The 16559-nt window shown below is 66.1% G+C and carries 15 protein-coding genes; 2 read left to right on the top strand and 13 right to left on the bottom strand.

All coding sequences use genetic code 11. From position 1 onward, the window contains the following. Nucleotides 1-23 precede the first annotated feature (23 nt). The 7 genes from Ga0102493_RS05305 to Ga0102493_RS05335 form a co-directional block, all read right to left on the bottom strand. Nucleotides 24-431: a hypothetical protein gene (locus tag Ga0102493_RS05305; RefSeq protein WP_034903968.1), complete on the bottom strand. Its 408-nt coding sequence runs from the start codon at nucleotides 429-431 to the stop codon at nucleotides 24-26. Continuing rightward, nucleotides 431-1300 (bottom strand): F0F1 ATP synthase subunit gamma, encoded by an 870-nt coding sequence (locus Ga0102493_RS05310; protein WP_034903966.1) that lies wholly within the window; start codon nucleotides 1298-1300, stop codon nucleotides 431-433. The genes Ga0102493_RS05305 and Ga0102493_RS05310 overlap by 1 nt, the downstream gene beginning before the upstream one ends. A 12-nt stretch (nucleotides 1301-1312) precedes the next feature. Next, nucleotides 1313-2857 (bottom strand): F0F1 ATP synthase subunit alpha, encoded by a 1545-nt coding sequence (atpA, locus tag Ga0102493_RS05315; protein ID WP_034903964.1) that lies wholly within the window; start codon nucleotides 2855-2857, stop codon nucleotides 1313-1315. 35 nt (nucleotides 2858-2892) lie between these two features. Further along, entirely contained in the window at nucleotides 2893-3447 is a 555-nt protein-coding gene (locus Ga0102493_RS05320; protein ID WP_034903962.1) for a F0F1 ATP synthase subunit delta, read from the bottom strand. Nucleotides 3448-3892: 445 nt separating this feature from the next. Beyond that, nucleotides 3893-4903 carry a hypothetical protein gene (locus Ga0102493_RS05325; RefSeq protein ID WP_069297465.1) on the bottom strand — a complete coding sequence of 337 codons (1011 nt, stop codon included), beginning with the start codon at nucleotides 4901-4903 and terminating at the stop codon, nucleotides 3893-3895. A 63-nt stretch (nucleotides 4904-4966) separates the two neighbouring features. Continuing rightward, entirely contained in the window at nucleotides 4967-5962 is a 996-nt protein-coding gene (locus Ga0102493_RS05330) for a hypothetical protein (protein WP_034903960.1), read from the bottom strand. A gap of 116 nt (nucleotides 5963-6078) precedes the next feature. Next, nucleotides 6079-7731, bottom strand: a complete 1653-nt coding sequence (locus Ga0102493_RS05335; RefSeq protein ID WP_069297593.1) for a S1 family peptidase — start codon at nucleotides 7729-7731, stop codon at nucleotides 6079-6081. A 129-nt stretch (nucleotides 7732-7860) separates the two neighbouring features. Here Ga0102493_RS05335 and Ga0102493_RS05340 point away from each other — a divergent pair, with 129 nt between their 5' ends. After that, nucleotides 7861-8505 carry a hypothetical protein gene (locus tag Ga0102493_RS05340; RefSeq protein WP_150132422.1) on the top strand — a complete coding sequence of 215 codons (645 nt, stop codon included), beginning with the start codon at nucleotides 7861-7863 and terminating at the stop codon, nucleotides 8503-8505. Beyond that, nucleotides 8502-9011, top strand: coding sequence for a methylated-DNA--[protein]-cysteine S-methyltransferase (locus Ga0102493_RS16455; RefSeq protein WP_081845651.1), 510 nt, complete (start codon nucleotides 8502-8504; stop codon nucleotides 9009-9011). Before Ga0102493_RS05340 ends, Ga0102493_RS16455 begins: the two co-directional genes overlap by 4 nt. 70 nt (nucleotides 9012-9081) lie before the next feature. Here the strand turns inward: Ga0102493_RS16455 and Ga0102493_RS05350 are convergent, their stop codons facing one another. The 6 genes from Ga0102493_RS05350 to Ga0102493_RS05375 all read right to left on the bottom strand — a co-directional run bounded on the left by Ga0102493_RS05350 (nucleotide 9082) and on the right by Ga0102493_RS05375 (nucleotide 16548). Then, complete coding sequence (locus Ga0102493_RS05350; protein ID WP_161490044.1) at nucleotides 9082-9648, bottom strand: DUF4142 domain-containing protein; 567 nt, start codon at nucleotides 9646-9648, stop codon at nucleotides 9082-9084. Between the two features lie 174 nt (nucleotides 9649-9822). Continuing rightward, nucleotides 9823-10740: a CHAD domain-containing protein gene (locus Ga0102493_RS05355; RefSeq protein ID WP_051697985.1), complete on the bottom strand. Its 918-nt coding sequence runs from the start codon at nucleotides 10738-10740 to the stop codon at nucleotides 9823-9825. A gap of 49 nt (nucleotides 10741-10789) precedes the next feature. After that, the gene (locus Ga0102493_RS05360) at nucleotides 10790-11503 is read right to left on the bottom strand and encodes a glutathione S-transferase family protein (RefSeq protein WP_236922305.1); all 714 of its coding nucleotides are present in this window, start codon (nucleotides 11501-11503) and stop codon (nucleotides 10790-10792) included. 135 nt (nucleotides 11504-11638) lie between these two features. Beyond that, the gene (locus Ga0102493_RS05365; protein WP_150132423.1) at nucleotides 11639-12475 is read right to left on the bottom strand and encodes a hypothetical protein; all 837 of its coding nucleotides are present in this window, start codon (nucleotides 12473-12475) and stop codon (nucleotides 11639-11641) included. 291 nt (nucleotides 12476-12766) lie between these two features. Then, nucleotides 12767-14344: a cryptochrome/photolyase family protein gene (locus Ga0102493_RS05370; RefSeq protein ID WP_034903952.1), complete on the bottom strand. Its 1578-nt coding sequence runs from the start codon at nucleotides 14342-14344 to the stop codon at nucleotides 12767-12769. Between the two features lie 35 nt (nucleotides 14345-14379). Continuing rightward, nucleotides 14380-16548: a primosomal protein N' gene (locus Ga0102493_RS05375; RefSeq protein WP_034903949.1), complete on the bottom strand. Its 2169-nt coding sequence runs from the start codon at nucleotides 16546-16548 to the stop codon at nucleotides 14380-14382. Between the last annotated feature and the right edge of the window lie 11 nt (nucleotides 16549-16559).

Below are 16559 nucleotides of genomic sequence, written 5' to 3' on the forward strand. Positions count from 1 at the left end.
CGTGAATTCCTATGGCTGTTTAATTACTGGATGGGGCAGTCTTCGGGGACTTCGACGAGACTGTAGGACGTGCCGTCTGCGGCCATGGTGAGCTCGCGGTCGGTTTCGGGCAGGTCGCTTTCGAGCTTGTAGCGGCAGGTGAACTGCTCGGCATTGTCGCCGGTGGTGCAGGTCGCCTCGATCACTTCGTCCTCGTATTCGCACTGGGCGAGGGCGAGCTGGACCTCGGCGAGGCTCGGGACGTTCTCGTCCGCTTCGAGTTCGGCGGTCTCGCCGAGCGCCTCTTCCTCACCCGGTTCCGCTTCGAGGATCGAGGGCGTCGTAGGCTCGGCGGCGACTTCCTCGAGCTTGTCGGGATCGACCGGGTCGCCGCACGCGGCGAGGGCCAGCGGCACGGCGAGGGCGATGAAGAGGGAAGGGGTGATGCGCATTACAATGCCTCCGCGCCGGCGATGATTTCGATCAGCTCGGTCGTGATCGCGGCCTGGCGGCTGCGGTTGTACTCGATGTTGAGATCCTTGATGAGCTCGCCCGCATTGCGCGTCGCATTGTCCATCGCGGTCATCGAGGCGCCCTGTTCCGACGCCTCGCGTTCGAGCAGCGCGCCGAAGAGCTGCGTCTTGACGTAGCGCGGGAGCAGTTCCTCGAGGATTTCCTCCTCGCCCGGTTCGTATTCGACCATGGCTTCGTCCGTGTTCGCGCTGTCGGGCGAGGGGACCGGGATGAGCTGGTTGACGGTCGGATCCTGCACCAGTGCCGACTTGAAGGTCGGGTAGATGAGATGCGCGATGTCGAACTTGCCCGCTTCGTACATTTCGATCAGTTCGGCCGCGATCGCGTCGGCTTCCTCGAAACCGGGCGTCTTGACCTCGCTCGTGTCGAAGCCGCCGCCGATCTGCTTGGCGAAATCGCGCTTCAAGGGCGCGCGGCCCTTCTTGCCGACGAGGTAGAATTCGATCTCCTTGCCCTGCGCCAGCAATTCGCGCGCCTTGGCCTTGGCAGCCTTGACGAGGTTCGCGTTGAGACCGCCGCACAGGCCCTTGTCGGTGTTGACGACGACAATCAGGTTGCGCCGGTCGGATCCGGTCCCGGCGAGCAGCTTCGGCGCGTTGTCGCCGGACACGCGCCCCGCGAGGCTCGCCATGACGCCCGCCAGCCGCTCGGCATAGGGACGCGCGGCCTCGGCCGCGGCCTGCGCGCGGCGCAGCTTGGCCGCCGCGACCATCTGCTTGGCCTTGGTGATCTTCTGGGTCGACTTGACCGAGTTGATCCGGCCCTTGAGTTCCTTGAGGCTGGCCACCTGGCGCGCTCCTTAGGCGAACTGCTTGGCGAAGGCGTCGAGCGCGGCGACAACCTTGTCGCGCGTCGAATCCTCGAACTTCTGCGTGGTGCGGATTTCCTCCAGCACGGCGCCGTGTTCGGACCGCATATAGGCGAGCATCTGCTCTTCGTAATCGGTCACGCGGTCGACCGGCACGCTGTCGAGATAGCCGTTGGTGCCGGCATAGATTGACACGGTCTGTTCCTCGAAGGGCATCGGCGAGAACTGCGGCTGCTTGAGCAGCTCGGTCAGGCGCGCGCCGCGATTGAGCAGCTTCTGCGTCGCGGCGTCGAGGTCGGAGCCGAACTGCGCGAAGGCCGCCATTTCGCGGTACTGAGCAAGGTCGAGCTTCATCGAACCCGAGACCTTCTTCATCGCCTTGGTCTGGGCCGCACCGCCCACGCGCGACACGGAAAGGCCGACGTTAATCGCGGGGCGGATACCCTGGTAGAACAGGTCGGTTTCAAGGAAGATCTGGCCGTCGGTGATCGAGATCACGTTGGTCGGGATGTAGGCTGACACGTCGCCCGCTTGCGTTTCGATGATCGGCAGCGCGGTGAGCGAGCCCGAGCCGTTGTCCGCATTCATCTTCGCGGCGCGCTCGAGCAGGCGGGAGTGGAGATAGAACACGTCGCCCGGATACGCTTCGCGGCCGGGAGGACGGCGCAGCAGGAGCGACATCTGGCGGTAGGCGACGGCCTGCTTGGAAAGGTCGTCATAGACGATCACGGCGTGCATGCCGTTGTCGCGGAAGAATTCGCCCATCGCGCAGCCGGTATAGGGCGCGAGATATTGCAGCGGGGCAGGCTCCGAAGCGGTCGCGGCAACGACGATGGAATATTCCATCGCGCCGTTTTCCTCGAGCTGCTTGACGATCTGCGCGACGGTCGAACGCTTCTGACCGACGGCGACATAGACGCAATAGAGCTTCTTGCCCTCGTCGTCGCCCGCATTGATGCCCTTCTGGTTGATGAAGGTGTCGATCGCGACGGCGGTCTTGCCGGTCTGGCGGTCACCGATGATGAGTTCGCGCTGACCGCGGCCGACGGGCACGAGCGCGTCGATCGCCTTGAGGCCCGACTGCACCGGCTCGGAAACGGATTCGCGCGGGATGATGCCCGGCGCCTTCACTTCGACGCGGCGACGTTCGGCGGCTTCGATCGGGCCCTTGCCGTCGATCGGGTTGCCCAGCGCATCGACCACGCGGCCGAGGAGGCCCTTGCCGACGGGCACGTCGACGATGGTGCCGGTCCGCTTGACCGTGTCGCCTTCCTTGATCGTGCTGTCGGACCCGAAGATCACGACACCGACATTGTCGGCTTCGAGGTTGAGCGCCATGCCCTGGATGCTGGCTGCGCCGTCAGTGCCGACGAATTCGACCATCTCGCCGGCCTGCACCTTGTCGAGGCCGTGGATGCGGGCGATCCCGTCGCCGACGCTGAGCACGGAGCCGACTTCGCTGACTTCGGCTTCGGTGCCGAAATTGGCGATCTGGTCCTTGATGACCTTGGAGATTTCTGCGGCGCGGATTTCCATGTTTCGTGTTCCTTTGAGCCCTTATGGCTGTCTGGTTAGGCCTTCATGGCCTGCGAAAGCGAGTTGAGACGGGTGCGGATCGAGGCGTCGATGCGCTGCGAACCGATCGTGACGACGAGACCGCCGAGCAGGTCCGGATTGACGTCGGCGGTGAGCATGACTGTGCGGCCTTCGCGCGCGGTCAGCTTATCCTTGAGCCTGGCGAGCTGTTCGTCCGAAAGCGGATGCGCGCTGGTGACCTTGGCGCTGACTTCGCCACGCTGGGCGGCGGCGATGGCCTTGAACGCGGTGATCATGTCGGTGAGCTTCGAGAGGCGGCGGTTTTCCGCCAGCACGCCGAGGAAATTCGTGGTGAGATCGGACAGGCCGAGATACTTCGCGACGCCCGCGATCGCTTCGCCCTGTGCCCCGCGCGAGAGCTGCGGAGTGCTGGTCACTCCGCGCAGCTCCGGCGATTCGGCGAGCGCCTGCCGGAGCGTTTCGAGATCACGCTCGACGGCGGTGACGGTGCCATTCTCGCTCGCCAGTTCGAAAAGGGCAGCGGCATAACGCCCCGCTAGGCTGGCCTGTATACCGGCGGAAATATCCACGCGCTTGAGATCCTCTTGGAGGTCCGAGAAAACGATGCTGCGCCTCGCGCGAAAAGGGGGCGTCGATGACCCCTGCCGCAAGGCTGGCGCGCGCCTAGCACCGGGGGTGGGATGTTGCAAGCATGGGGCGGCGATTCTCTGGACAGCGTTTCGCACAAGCGGCCGGCTGCCCCGGCAAGGCGAAAACGCCCCATTGCGCCGGGTGATGCGGGGGGATCGATGGAGATGCGCCCGATGGCCCCGAATTGCAGCGTCGAGATCGGCGTCTCGCTCTTTTCGCACGACGAAGAAGACACGCAGGCCAGTCGGCCCATTCGAAAACGGTGGTCCGGCGCAGTGGACGGTTTGTGGCCGCCATGGCCAAGACGAGCCCTACCATCCTGATGTCCGAGCCGCCGGCAGCATCACACTACCGGCAGCGTCACACTAGAGGTCCAGCGGGATTTCAGCCCGGAATGCAGGCGTCATCCGGTTCCTCGGCACAGTCATCCTCCGCTTCCTTACTGTCACCTGCCAATTCCGCGTAGGCGGTCAGCGCGAAGCTCTCCAAGCGGCTCGCCGGCTCGGTCGGACTCATGGTGTAGATTCCCCTGAGGTAGGCGAGATCGACCAGTGTCAGGCCGGGCGGGGCAGCGTCGGGACCCGCATGGAAAAGGTCGAGGATCGTGCGCGGCCCCTCCGCCGCGGGATCGGTTCCGGGCCGCGGGTCGCCGAGGATACGCATCACCGCATAATCGGCGAGCTGGTCGAGATGGACGCCGTCCATCTTGTAGGCGTCGAACACGACGACCGCGCCCGAGCGCGCGATGCTGAAATCGACGTTGAGTTGCGACGGGAAGCGGTTGTCGCGTGCGAACATCATCTCATTGAACAGGCTGTCCTGTTCGTATCCGCTCAAGGGATTGCCCGGCGCAAGCTGGCGGCCGAACTGGTCGCGCCTTTCGGTCGAAGCCCAGCTTATCGCGGGATGGCCGCTGCGCAGCGTTGCGCGGATGCGGCGCAGGCTGTCGGCATCAAGAAGGCCCGGCCGCTCGCGCCGCATCCTGTCGAGCAGGACTACGGGTTTGTCGACCATGACCACCGTCGCATTGGGCGTGCAGCCGGGTTCGGCGACGTTCGCACCGACGATGCGTGCCTGCGCGGCGATGCGTTCGGCAATGCGTGCCCCCAGAACGTCGCCAAAGCCTGCCACCGTCACGCAGAGCGGATCGTGGTAACGCCCGAGCGGTTCCCTGGCGGAGCGTCCGCGCTTGGCCATGTCACGCAACGCCTCGCGAACGCGGTCCTCATCGAGCTTGCGGTCGCCCACCACCACGATCGGCTCCCCGACACCATCGGTGCGTATGCTGACGTCCCCGGACCGGGGCGCACTGCGATCCTGCGCGTAGGCTTCGGATCCGGCGCCAGAAAGGAGCGCCGCGATCGCAGCCACGAGAAAGACGCAGGTAGTTTTCATGTCCTCAGGTTCCTGCTCGAGTGCCGCCTCCGCCGCGTTTTCATGGCCACCGCCTTCGCCGCATCAGCCCGGCTCGCGCTCCGTTTCGCAATTGCCCGCCTCCTCGCAGCCGAGCTCGACGAGGTCGCGATAGGCCGCGATGGTGAAGTTTTCGAGCCGGGTGGAGGATTCGTTCGGCTTCATGGCATAAAGGCCGCGCAGATAGGCGAGGTCCATGAGCGTAAGGCCGTGCGAGGCTTCGAGCGGGTCCATCCGGAAAAGGTTGAGGATTGTGTCCGGCTGATCCTCTGCCAGCGCCGCCTGCGGCTGCGGGTGGCCGAGAATACGCATGACCGCGTAATCGGCGACCTGGTCGAGGTGAACGTTGTCGAGCTTGTAGGCATCGAATACGACGACCGAGCCAGTCCGCGCGATGCTGAAGGGCACCTCGATCCGCGAGGCGAAGCGGGCGTCGCGCTGGAAGAGAAGTTCGCCCGCGATGCCGGGCGCGCCGAGACCGCCCACACCGGCGAAATTCTCCATGGCGTCGCCATACAGATTGCGGCGTTCGGCAACGAACCAGTGGATCGCCGGATCGCCCCGGTTAAGCGCCGTGTCGATCTGGCGGAGCGCCCCCGGGGAGAAAAGGTCGCGCCGCTGCTGTCGCATCCGCTCGATCAGCACTTTGGGCCGGTCGACCATGATCACCGTCGCATTGGGCGCGCAGCCCGGCTCGGCGACCTTCGCGCCGACGACCCGCGCCTGCATCCTGATCCGTTCCTCGATCCGAGGACCCAGCACCGCGCCGAATCCCGCCACGGTCACGCAAAGCGGATCCTGGTATTTCATGAGCGGTTCGTCGAACGAGCGACCGCGCATCGCGATGTCGCGCACCGCGTCGCGCACACGATCCTCTTCGAGCTCGAGGTCGCCGACGACGACGATCGGCTCGCCTACACCCTCGGTGCGCAGGTTGACGCTGCTGCGCTTCGCATCTTCGCTTTGCTGAGCGGCGGCTGCGGGCGGGGCGCAAAGACCGAGCGCGGCAGCGGCGATGAGCAGGCTGGAGGCGAATTTCATGGTCAAGCTCTCCTTATTCCAAGGTTGGCCCCCGGATGTGACATCATACCACGATTTGCGCCGGTGAACAGATTGCAGGGCGTGCAATCACAGCAGCTTGAAGCCGGGCAGCCGCCTTACCCGCCGGTGTTTGAGCCGCCGGCGCCCTTGGGCCTGCACGAAAAGATCAGCCGTTCGTTCGGGCGGTCGGGCAGGAGCGCCATCACCGCCGATTGCTGCTCGGCGACGATCCGCCCGGAATCGGTCAGTCCGCAGGCCGGCGGGTCGTAGGCGTCGCGCACCCGGCGCGCTTCGGCCATCGCCTCGCGCCCTAGGAGGTAGCGGTCGGTGCGGAAGGTCCGGCTGTCGGGATCGTAGATGTTGATCGCGACCGCTTCCTCGTCATCGGGAACGAAGACGCGGGTCCATTCGCCATCCATCAGGCCATATTGCGTCCGCGAATTGACGCAGCCGTCGCCGGCCCAGTCGAACTGTACGTCGTCGGTGCGCGCGGTCACGATGCGGCTGCGGTCCGGGACCAGCGAGCAGATCAGCGTCCCGTCGCGCGCGAGGCTGGCGGGCGGTCCGGCGCCTTCATCTTCCCCCGCGCCCGAAGCGGCGCCTTGCGCCTCCATCGCCGCGGCGACGCGGTCCTCGACCTCCGCGAAGCCGGGGCGCGTGATCCAGACCAGCACCGCGCCGATCAGCGCGGCACCCGCAAGGCCGGCGACGAGAAGCGCCGGGGTCTGGCTGGCTTCGCCGGTGAGCGCCCTGCGCCGGAACTGCGCCGCCATGAAGCCCGCGCCGCCGCCCATGAGCAGCAGCACCGCGGCGATCGCCATCGCGTTCTCGCGTTCCTCGCTCACCGCCAGCAGCGCGGCGATCCGCGCCTTGTCACGGGTTTCGCGCAGCTCCTGCTCGCGCGCCTGCAGTTTCGCCCGTGCCTCGGCCCGCTGGGCGTCGAAGCGGGCGCGCTCTGCCGCGTTCAGGTCGTCGATCGAGCGGCAGGGCAGGGCATTGACCCGGGGGTCGATCTCGTTCGCGCGCAGGAAGGGGATGAGTTCGCGCAGCGAGACCGCGAAGTAGAATTCCGCATCCGACCCGTTCGAATCCGCGCCGAAGGAATTCACCCCCAGAACCCGCCCGCAGGCATCGAGAAGCGGCCCGCCCGAATTGCCGCGCGCGATCGGGGCGGTGTGGAGGATCGTGTCGAACTGCCTGCTCGGTCGTTCGCCCGATAGAAAGCCGCGGCTCTTGACCGGCGGCTGGGCGCGGAAGATGTCGCCCAGTTCAAGTCCCTGCGCGAGGTCAACATTCATCGGATAACCGACCGCCGAAACCTCGCCGAGCCCGCGCTGCGCTTCGCCCGACAGGGTCAACGGCGGCAGGCGCAGCGAGCCGTCGACGATTTCGACCAGCGCGAGATCGTTGCGCGGGGACACGGCGACGGCGCGGGCATAGGCCCCGTCATCGCCTTCGCTCGGGACGATGCCGATGCGCAGGCTGTCGTCCTGCAGCGCTTCGCGAATGACATGGGCATTGGTGACGATCATCGTCGGCGTGACGGCAAAGCCGCTGCCATGGGTGACCGGCACGAGCTCTTCCCCGTCGCGCGCGATCAGCACGACCCGCACGACGCCGCGGGCGGCGGCTTCGATGTCCCCGGCATCGGCGCGGGCCGGGGCTGAAAGAGGCGCCACGGGCACGGCGAGCGCAGCGGCCAGCACGAGCGCTGCAAACGCCGTCGCGGCGCGGCGCAGCAGGCGGGAAATGGCCAGAGAATCGTTCATGGTCGCGCGGTAGAGCATGCTTCGCCTGTCTGCAGCCTTGCTTTCGCCAGGGCCGTGATGGAATGTCGCCTTCAGAGGCACATACGGCGCTTCCTCCTTCTTCCGCTACGATGCAACATGGAACCGTTCATGAGACTTGGCATGCTGACCGCAATCCTCGCGATCGCCGCCGCCCCGCTGCCTGCCGCGGCTCAATCAGTCGAGGAGGCCGAAAGTGCCGAGTTCGCATGGCAGGGCAAGGCCTATTCGCTCGCCATTCCCGAGGGGTTCTGCCTGCCCGGCAAGGAATATCAGGCGATGTCGAAACAGATGGCCGCAGGCGATTCGCAGAATGAAACCGTGCTCCATCTCAGGAACTGCGAAGAGCCGTCCGGCCATTACATCCTGATCAAGACCCCGCGGGCAGTTCCCGCCATGAACCTGCCGAAATCGACCTTCATCAGGCTCATTGCCGAACAGCTCAACGGCGATGCGGTCGAGGAAGGCAAGCAGGTCGGCGCGCGCGACGTCGAAACCATGAGTGATGGCAAGCTCAAGGTGGATGGCAGGAATTACGGCTATGCCGGCTACGACGAGGATTGCGCTTACATGTCCGGGACGCTCGACGTCGCTGCCGGGCAGCAGATGGCCACGACGTTTGCGGGAAGCTGCATAACGCTTGTTGGGACGGCGAGCTTCGCGGTTCACACCCATGATTACCGCCCCGACGGGGAGAGCGTCGATGCGCTCCGGGCGCGCAGTCGCGGCGTGGCGAACGCGATCTCGCCGCAGTGACACGGCACTGGCGATCCCGGTCGATCGGCTGGCAGGTGCGCTCCACCTCGCTCGGGCCGGTGCTGCTCGCCGCCAGCGAAAACGGGATTTGCTGCCTTGCTTTCGAAGACAGCGAAAACGGCCTGCAACGCCGCTTTTCGGGAGCGCAGCTCATGCCAGCCGGTGCGCGCGAGCGCGCGCTGTTCGACCGCGCCGTGGCCGCGATCGACCAGCCCGGCGAAGACGCGCGCTCGATCCCGCTCGACGTGCATGGCACCGCTTTCCAGCACCGTGTGTGGGAGGAACTGCGCCGAATACCGCCGGGCCAAACGCGCTCCTACGGCGAACTCGCCGCTGCCCTGGGCCAGCCGGGCGCGGCGCGTGCGGTGGGCGGGGCGAACGGAGCAAACCGGGTCGCGGTGCTGATCCCCTGCCACCGGGTGATCGCGGCCGACGGGGGCCTTGGCGGCTATGCCTATGGCGAGGCGATCAAGCGCGAATTGCTGCGCCGCGAACGGGGCGATTGATTCATGCGAAAAGGGCGCGGAACGCCGTTCGACGGTCCGCGCCCTTGCGCTCTTTCATTCGGTTCGCCGATCAGCGCGGCATACTGGTCTCCAGCCGTTTCATGTGGTCGAGATGGCTCTCGATCACCGGTGAAACCTCGGTCGCGAAACTGCGCAGGACCTGGCAATCGCCGTCGTCGCGATAGGTGTGCATCAGCTTCGTCGCCTCTTCGTGCGCCATGACCTGCTGCTTGAGATAGGTCCGGTCGAATGCATCGGCGGGCGCCTCGCGCAGGTGTTCGATCATCTTCTCGCGGCGCTTGTCGAGTTCGTTCGGCACGTTCGACGTTTCGACCTTCGGCGATTGCTGCACCGCGGTCTCGAGCTTGGCCGAGCTGTCGGTGTGATCGTCGATCATTTTCTGCGCCGCTTCGCGCACGGCCGGGTTCTGCGTCCGATCGAGCGCGATGCGGCTCGATTGGATTTCGTACATGTCGCTGATCGCGGCGCTTTCGACGAAATCGGGCGCCTTGTCGGTGGTCGCGGCTCCCGCTTGCCCCACCATTCCGCCGGCCGCATCGACGGCCTTGTTGAGCGTGTGCTTGACGCCGCCTGCTTCCTGCGTGCGGTTGGTGCCAGTGGTCGTGTGGTCGGTCATGTTCATCCTCTCCTCGTTTTTTCGTCCGGGGTTTGGTTCATGAAAGTCATGCGGGGGGAGATCCGTTCCGAATTCCTCCGCATGTTCCGACGAGCCGTGAGGTAGGATTGGCAAAGTGTTGATAATGATGATTTTTGTTAGTCGATAGCGGGCGGCATACCGGCCTCGCCGGTTTCAGGCGGCGTCGGCCGGCTGCGCCTGCGTTTCCCAGGCCGACCAATACGCACCAATCCGCGCGGTGAGGGCGCCCGTTCCTTCGGCGAACAGCCTGTCGCCGAGCGCCCGCGCCTCGTTTTCGAGTTCCTCGCTGCGGCGCTCGGCCATGGCGCGAAGCAGCGCGATCGTCTCCGCTTCGCCGAATGCGCCCGGTTCGCCCTCGAGCGTCTCGATGAAGACATGCATGTCGTGATGGTCGCCCAGCATGTCGCACAGGTCCTTGATCGTCGCCGCGCGCGGCTTGAGCGCCTGCGGGAAGGCATGTTTGAGAAGGCGCGTGTGATACCAGTGGTATTTCGCCCGCTTGCGCCATTCGTGGTGGTTGGGGCCGGTGGGATCGCGCACGGCCCTGTCCATCGCCTTCACCGCGCGCTTGTGCGTCTTGGCGAGCCCGTCTTCGATCGCGTCCCACCCTTCGGCCTCAAGGCTCCAGCCGCGCGCCCGATCGCGCGCTTCGACAAGGGCCTCGCGCGCCTTGCCGCGCAGCGCATCCCAGTCCGCGCGGGCGAGCACGGCCTTGCGCCGGCTCGTCATCTCGCGCCGCACGCTGGCGAAGGCGCTGCGGTCGACCTGGTCCTCGAAGGCGGCGATCAGCGCATCATAGGTGTCCTGCATGACCTTGGCATCGCGCATGTCCTCGAACAGGTGGGCGATGTGGCGAAAGGCGGCGTTCTCGGCCTTGTAACCGGCGAAGGCGGGCCGCACGAGGCGGATGAGCCCGCGCAGCTTCTTGCACCGCAGGCGCACGTCATGGACGATGTCCTCGCGGTCTTCCTCGTCCCGATCCAGCTCACCGAGCGCTGCGCCGATCTGGTAATCGGCGATCGCGCGGACCTGCTGCTCGACCCGGCACGGCGTGTCGAAGGAATAGGTCATGCAGGACCGACGGTTTGCGCGCCGGAGCGTTCCCGTCCGGCCGGCCCGCTCAATCGAGCTTGGGCGGGAAACCCGGCTCTGCCTTGGCCATTGCCCGCTGGTAGGCATCGCGCGCGCCGATGCGCTTCAGATAGGCCTTGAGATTGGGCCTGTCGTCGATCGGCTGTTCGCGAAAGGCGCGGCTGGTGGTCAATTGAAAGACCATCATGATGTCGGCCGTCGTCAGCCGGCGGCCGCCGAAATAGTCCGCTTCGCCCAGCCGCCGCTCGATCTGGTCCCACGCATTGGTCACCCGCTTCATCAGCGGCGCGGGCATCTCTGCCCCGACGAAACCGACCGCGATCTGCATCATGCCATTGGTCATGAAAGTCGCATTGGCGAAGTGGAACCAGTAGAGATGATCGGCGAAATCCGGGTCGTCGGGGCCGGGGACAAGATCGCTGTCGGGCGCGTATCTGCCGACGATGTATTCGACGATCGCCCCGCTTTCCCCGAGTTTCACGTCGCCGTCCTCGATCACCGGCGCGATCTGCATCGGATGGATCGCTTTCAATTCAGGCGGGGCGAGCCGCGTTTCGGGATCACGGTCATAAAGCTTGAGCTCGTAGTCGAGCCCCAGTTCCTCGCACAGCCAGACGATGCGTTCGGATTGCGAGATGCGAAGGTGATGGATCGTAAGAATGGTGTGTCTCCCCTTGGGCCGAGGCCCGCTCGCGCGCCGTCCTAGGGCAGGCAGGGGGGATTGGAAAAGGAAAAGCCGCAAGAAAAGGGGCGAAAAAAAGAGGGCCACCAACCCCCCTTGCATCCAGTCTTCGCTTTGGCCGGCCCTTTTGCGGGAGCCTGTGGCCCGCGCGCCGCCCGGGGTCCTCCACCATGGACCCTTGGGCGCATGGCCGCGTCACGGCGCGGTCTTGAGCTCGCGCAGTGCCTCTGCCGCGGCGGAAAGCGCGGCGATCGCCTGGTCGATCTTGGCATCATCGCCCGATGCGGCGGCATCGGCGGCCACGTTCGCGGCATCCTCGGCCGATGCGATCCGGGCATTGTCCGACTGTGCCGGGACGTCGACCGTCTCGAGCGGTTCGGGCCGGGTTTCGCGCATGGCGCCGGGCGCGGTGTAGGTCGGCACGCCGTCCATCATTTCCGGCGCGCTTTCGGCATCAGGTACGGGCGCTGCCTGTTCCCAGCGCGGGGCCGGGACATCGGCGAACGGGTCGCTTTCGCGCGCCGGAGGGACAAAACGCGCCTCGGCGCCTCTAGCGGGGACCGCGCAGGTCGGCACCGCGCGATTGGTCACGAGCTTCGACAGGGTCGCAAGCTCGGTATTGTTCGCCCGTCGGGCAAGGCGCATGAACGCGCTCGAATCCGCGCACAATTCGCGGGTCGGCTGGACCTGCGAATGGTAGTTCGACAGCCGCGTGTTGTAGCTCTGGAATTCGGAATTGCCGCGACCCGCGCCGAGCCGGTCGATGAAATCCTCGCGCACGCGCTGGCCGTGAAAGCTGAACTCGGCCTCGCGCTGTTCCAGCAGGCCGGTATATTCGCGCAGGGTCCGCGGATTGTCGAACCGGCATTTGAGCGCGGAGACCATCAGCATGACGCGCAGGTCGTGGATCCGGGCGGATTCGACCATCCCGTCCTCGAAACACGGAAAGTCATAGGCATGGGCGGGCGCGGCGGTCGCGGCCAGCGCAGCGGCGGCTAGCCCGGCGGTGAACCGGGATGAAGGTAAGGCCACTTTGATACTCCTACGTGAGGGGGTGGAAAGGTAGGAGCGCTCCGGGGAAAGTATGTATCACATTGCGCCCGATGCCGGAAGCAGTGTAAGGAAATTGCATATTATGTTCAGTTGCTTGCAACACTCACTTGATGCCTTAACCCATACTGAATCCGGGGCCGGTTTCGTCGCGTTCGGGCAACGTCCTGCCCGGTTGACCGGCGCGCGCCGTCGCATTTGGCCGGCATGAATTTCCGCTGAATTCGCCGCAGCGTTCTCGCCCAGCGACGGTTGGCGCGAATCGGGGCCGAATCAGTCGTCGGCCCGCGCCCAGCCCTTTCGCGCCGGGGTCAGGCTGTCGAGAAAGCCCTGTGCGGTATCGAGATAGGCGCGCTGCTTGTCCTCTCCCATCCGGTCCCAGGTCGCATAGATCCGCCCGACGCGGTGATTGCTTTCCAGCCGTTCGCGGTAGCGGTCCATGAAATGCCAGTAGAGCGGGTTGAACGGGCAGGCATCCTCGCCGGTCTTCTTGCTGACCGAATAGCGGCATTCGCGGCAGTAATCCGACATCTTGTTGATGTAATTGCCCGACGCCGCATAGGGCTTGGTCGCGAGCCTGCCGCCGTCGGCATAAAGGATCATGCCAGAGACATTGGGCAGTTCGACCCATTGATAGGCGTCGGCATAGACGACGAGATACCAGTCCTGCACCGCGCGCGGATCGATCCCTGCAAGCAGGCAGAAATTGCCGAGCACCATCAGCCGCTGGATGTGGTGCGCATGGGCGTCCTCGCGGGTGGAGCGGATGCAGTCGGCAAGGCAGCGCATGTCGGTCTCGCCGGTCCAGAAGAATTCGGGCAGCGCGCGCTGGGCATTGAGGGCGTTGTCGCTTTCAAGCCCCGGCATCAGCAGCCAGTAGAAGCCGCGAACATATTCGCGCCAGCCGATGATCTGGCGGATGAAGCCCTCGACCGAATTGAGCGGTGCGCGGCCGTCCTCATAGGCCTGCTCGGCGCGGCGGCACATCTCGAGCGGATCGAGCAGGCCGCAATTGAGGCTGGTCGAGAGCATCGAGTGATAAAGGTCGTCCTGCCCGTGCACCATCGCGTCCTGGTAGGGGCCGAATTTCTCGATCCTGTGGGCGAAGAAGGCGTCGGCGGCCTTTTGTGCCTCGTCGGAGGTGACGGGCCAGCGGAAGGGTTCGATATCGCCGAAATGGTCGCCGAAGGTCTCGTCGACGAGCTCGATCACCTCGCGGGTGATGGCATCGGGTTCGAAATCGGGGGCTGCGGGCGGGTCCATGCCCTCCTTGGGCGGCTGGCGGTTCTCGCTGTCATAGTTCCAGTCGCCCCCCACGGGCTTGCCGTCCTCGCCCATCAGCAGCCCGGTCTTTCGCCGCATCTCGCGGTAGAAATGCTCCATCGTGAGGTGCTTGCGCCCCTCGGCCCAGTCGCGGAAATCGGCGATGGGGCACAGGAATCGGTCGTCGGGAAAGATCTCGACCTCGCAGGCGAACTTGTCCGGCCATTCCTCGATGCCTTGCTGGACCCGCCATTCGCCCGCCTCGGTGACATGGATCGCGCGCGGATCATGGCGTTCGACCGCGCGGGCGACCTCGCCGGTGAAGCTGCCCGAATTGCCCTCATCTGTGAGCTTCACGTAATCGACCGTCCATCCGGCCTCGCGCAGCTCCTTCGCGAAATGGCGCATGGCCGAGAAAATGAGGACGATCTTCTGCTTGTGGTGCTTCACATAGGTCGCCTCGTCCCAGACCTCCATTATCAGGATGACAGTGTCGTCCTTGGTCCGGCCGCGCAGGCTCGCGAGGGTGCGGGTCAACTGGTCGCCGAGGACGGGAACGAGGATCGGCTGGTCGTGTGGTTCGGGCATCACGGCGACAATGACCGAACGCGCGATTGGTGCCTTCAGACGAAGGAATAGGGGTCGATGTCGATGCCGACCCGCACGCCGGGGGCGAATTCGGCCCGCCCGATCCAGTCGCGCAGCGCCGCCTGCAGGTTCGCGCTGCGCCATGCATTGACGAGGAAACGGTAGCGATAACGGCCCCTGAGCAGCGCGAGCGGGGCGGGGGCAGGGCCGAGGATCATGAGGTCCCCCTGATGCGGGCGAACGTCGCCGAGCCGGATCGCGGCCTCGCGCGCTTCCTTCTCGTCTTCCGAAGACAGGATGATCGCTGCCCAGCGACCGAAGGGCGGGGCGCCCGCATCGCGCCGGGCCTCGGTCTCGGCGGCGTAGAATGCGTCGCGGTCCCCGTCCGCCAGCGCGGCGATGACCGGCGCGTCCTTGTGGCGGGTCTGGATCAGCACTTCGCCCGGCTTGCTCCCGCGTCCGGCGCGCCCGGCGACCTGGGCTACCTGCTGATAGGTCCGCTCGGCCGCTCGCAGGTCTCCGCCTTCGAGGCCGAGATCGGCATCGACCACGCCGACCAGCGTGAGGTCGGGAAAATGGAACCCCTTGGTGACGAGCTGCGTGCCGACGATCACGTCGATCGCCTTCGCCTCCGCCTCGGCGATGAATTGCGCTGCGCGTTCTGGCGAACCGAGCGTGTCGGAGGTCGCGACCGCGACGCGCGCTTCGGGGAACAGCTCGGCCACTTCATCGGCGATCCGCTCCACCCCCGGCCCGCAGGCGACGAGGCAATCGCCCTCGCCGCATTCGGGGCAGGCCTCGGGCACCTGCGTCTCCAGCCCGCAATGGTGACAGGCAAGGCGCGCGGACAGGCGGTGTTCGACCAGCCACGCGCTGCAATGGGGGCATTTGAAACGGTGCCCGCAATTGCGGCACAGGGTCAGCGGGGCATAGCCGCGGCGGTTGAGGAACAGCAGCGACTGTTCGCCGCGCTCCAGCCGCTGCGCCAACCTGTCGACCAGCGGCTGCGCCAGCCAGCGCCCGCGCGGCGGCTTTTCGCGGGTGAGGTCGAGGATGTGGATGTCGGGCAATTGCGCGCCGCCGAACCGGCTCGGCAATTCGAGGCGCTCGTAGACGCCGATTTCCGCCATGTGCAGGCTTTCGAGCGCGGGCGTGGCGCTGGCGAGGACCACGGGCAGGCCTTCGAACCGGGCGCGCATCACCGACACGTCGCGGGCGTTGTAGCGCACGCCGTCATCCTGCTTGAAACTGATCTCGTGCGCCTCGTCGACGACGATCAGGCCGAGATCGGCATAGGGCAGGAACAGAGCCGAACGTGCGCCGACGACGACCTGAGCGGACCCTTGCGCAATCGCGCGCCATGCCCGGCGGCGCTCTGTCGATTTCAATGACGAATGCCACAGCACCGGGGCCGCGCCGAAACGGTCCTCGAACCGGGCGAGGAAATTTTCGGTGAGCGCGATTTCGGGCAGGAGGACGAGCACCTGCCGGCCCATGCGCAGAGCCTCGGCGACGGGTTCGAAATAGGTTTCGGTCTTGCCCGAACCCGTGACCCCGTCGAGCAGGAAGGGAGCGAATGCCTGCGCGCGCACCGCTTCGACCAGCCGCCCGGCGACTTCGCTCTGGTCGGGGGAGAGGCTGGGCACGTCATGGTCGGGATCGGCGAGGGGGTAGGGGCGGTCGATCGCGACTTCGACCGGTTCGATCAGCCCGGCGCCCACCATGCCGCGCAGCACGCCTTCGGAGACTTCGGCGGCGCTCGCGAGTTCGCGGATCGTGCCCTGTTCTCCTGCCAGCCTGTCGAGCGCCTGCCTGCGCTGGGCGGTAAGCCTTCCCGCCGGTTCGCCACCTGCCAGCCGGTATTCGGTCGTCGTCGTCGGCCCGCCCAGCGCCCCGCCGCTCGAAAGCACCATGCGCGCGACGCTCGCCATGGCGGCGCAGTAATAATCGGCGGTCCATTCGACAAGGCGGCGCAGCGGCTCGGCGAGCGGCGGGACCGGCACGAGGCCGAGCAGCGGGCGCAATTTCTCCGCCGGGACTTCCGTTCCCGGAAGACGGCCTTCGTCCCACACGATCCCCGTCACCCTTCGCGGCCCCAATGGCGCGATCACCACGCTGCCCGGCACCGCGTCCACGCCTTCGGGCACGGTATAGTCGAGCGGGCCGAGCGCTGCGTTGAGGACGAGGATACGGACGCGGTTCATCTGGAGCCAAG

Origin of the sequence: Erythrobacter litoralis (assembly GCF_001719165.1) — a bacterium.
Classification (GTDB): Bacteria; Pseudomonadota; Alphaproteobacteria; order Sphingomonadales; family Sphingomonadaceae; genus Erythrobacter; species Erythrobacter litoralis.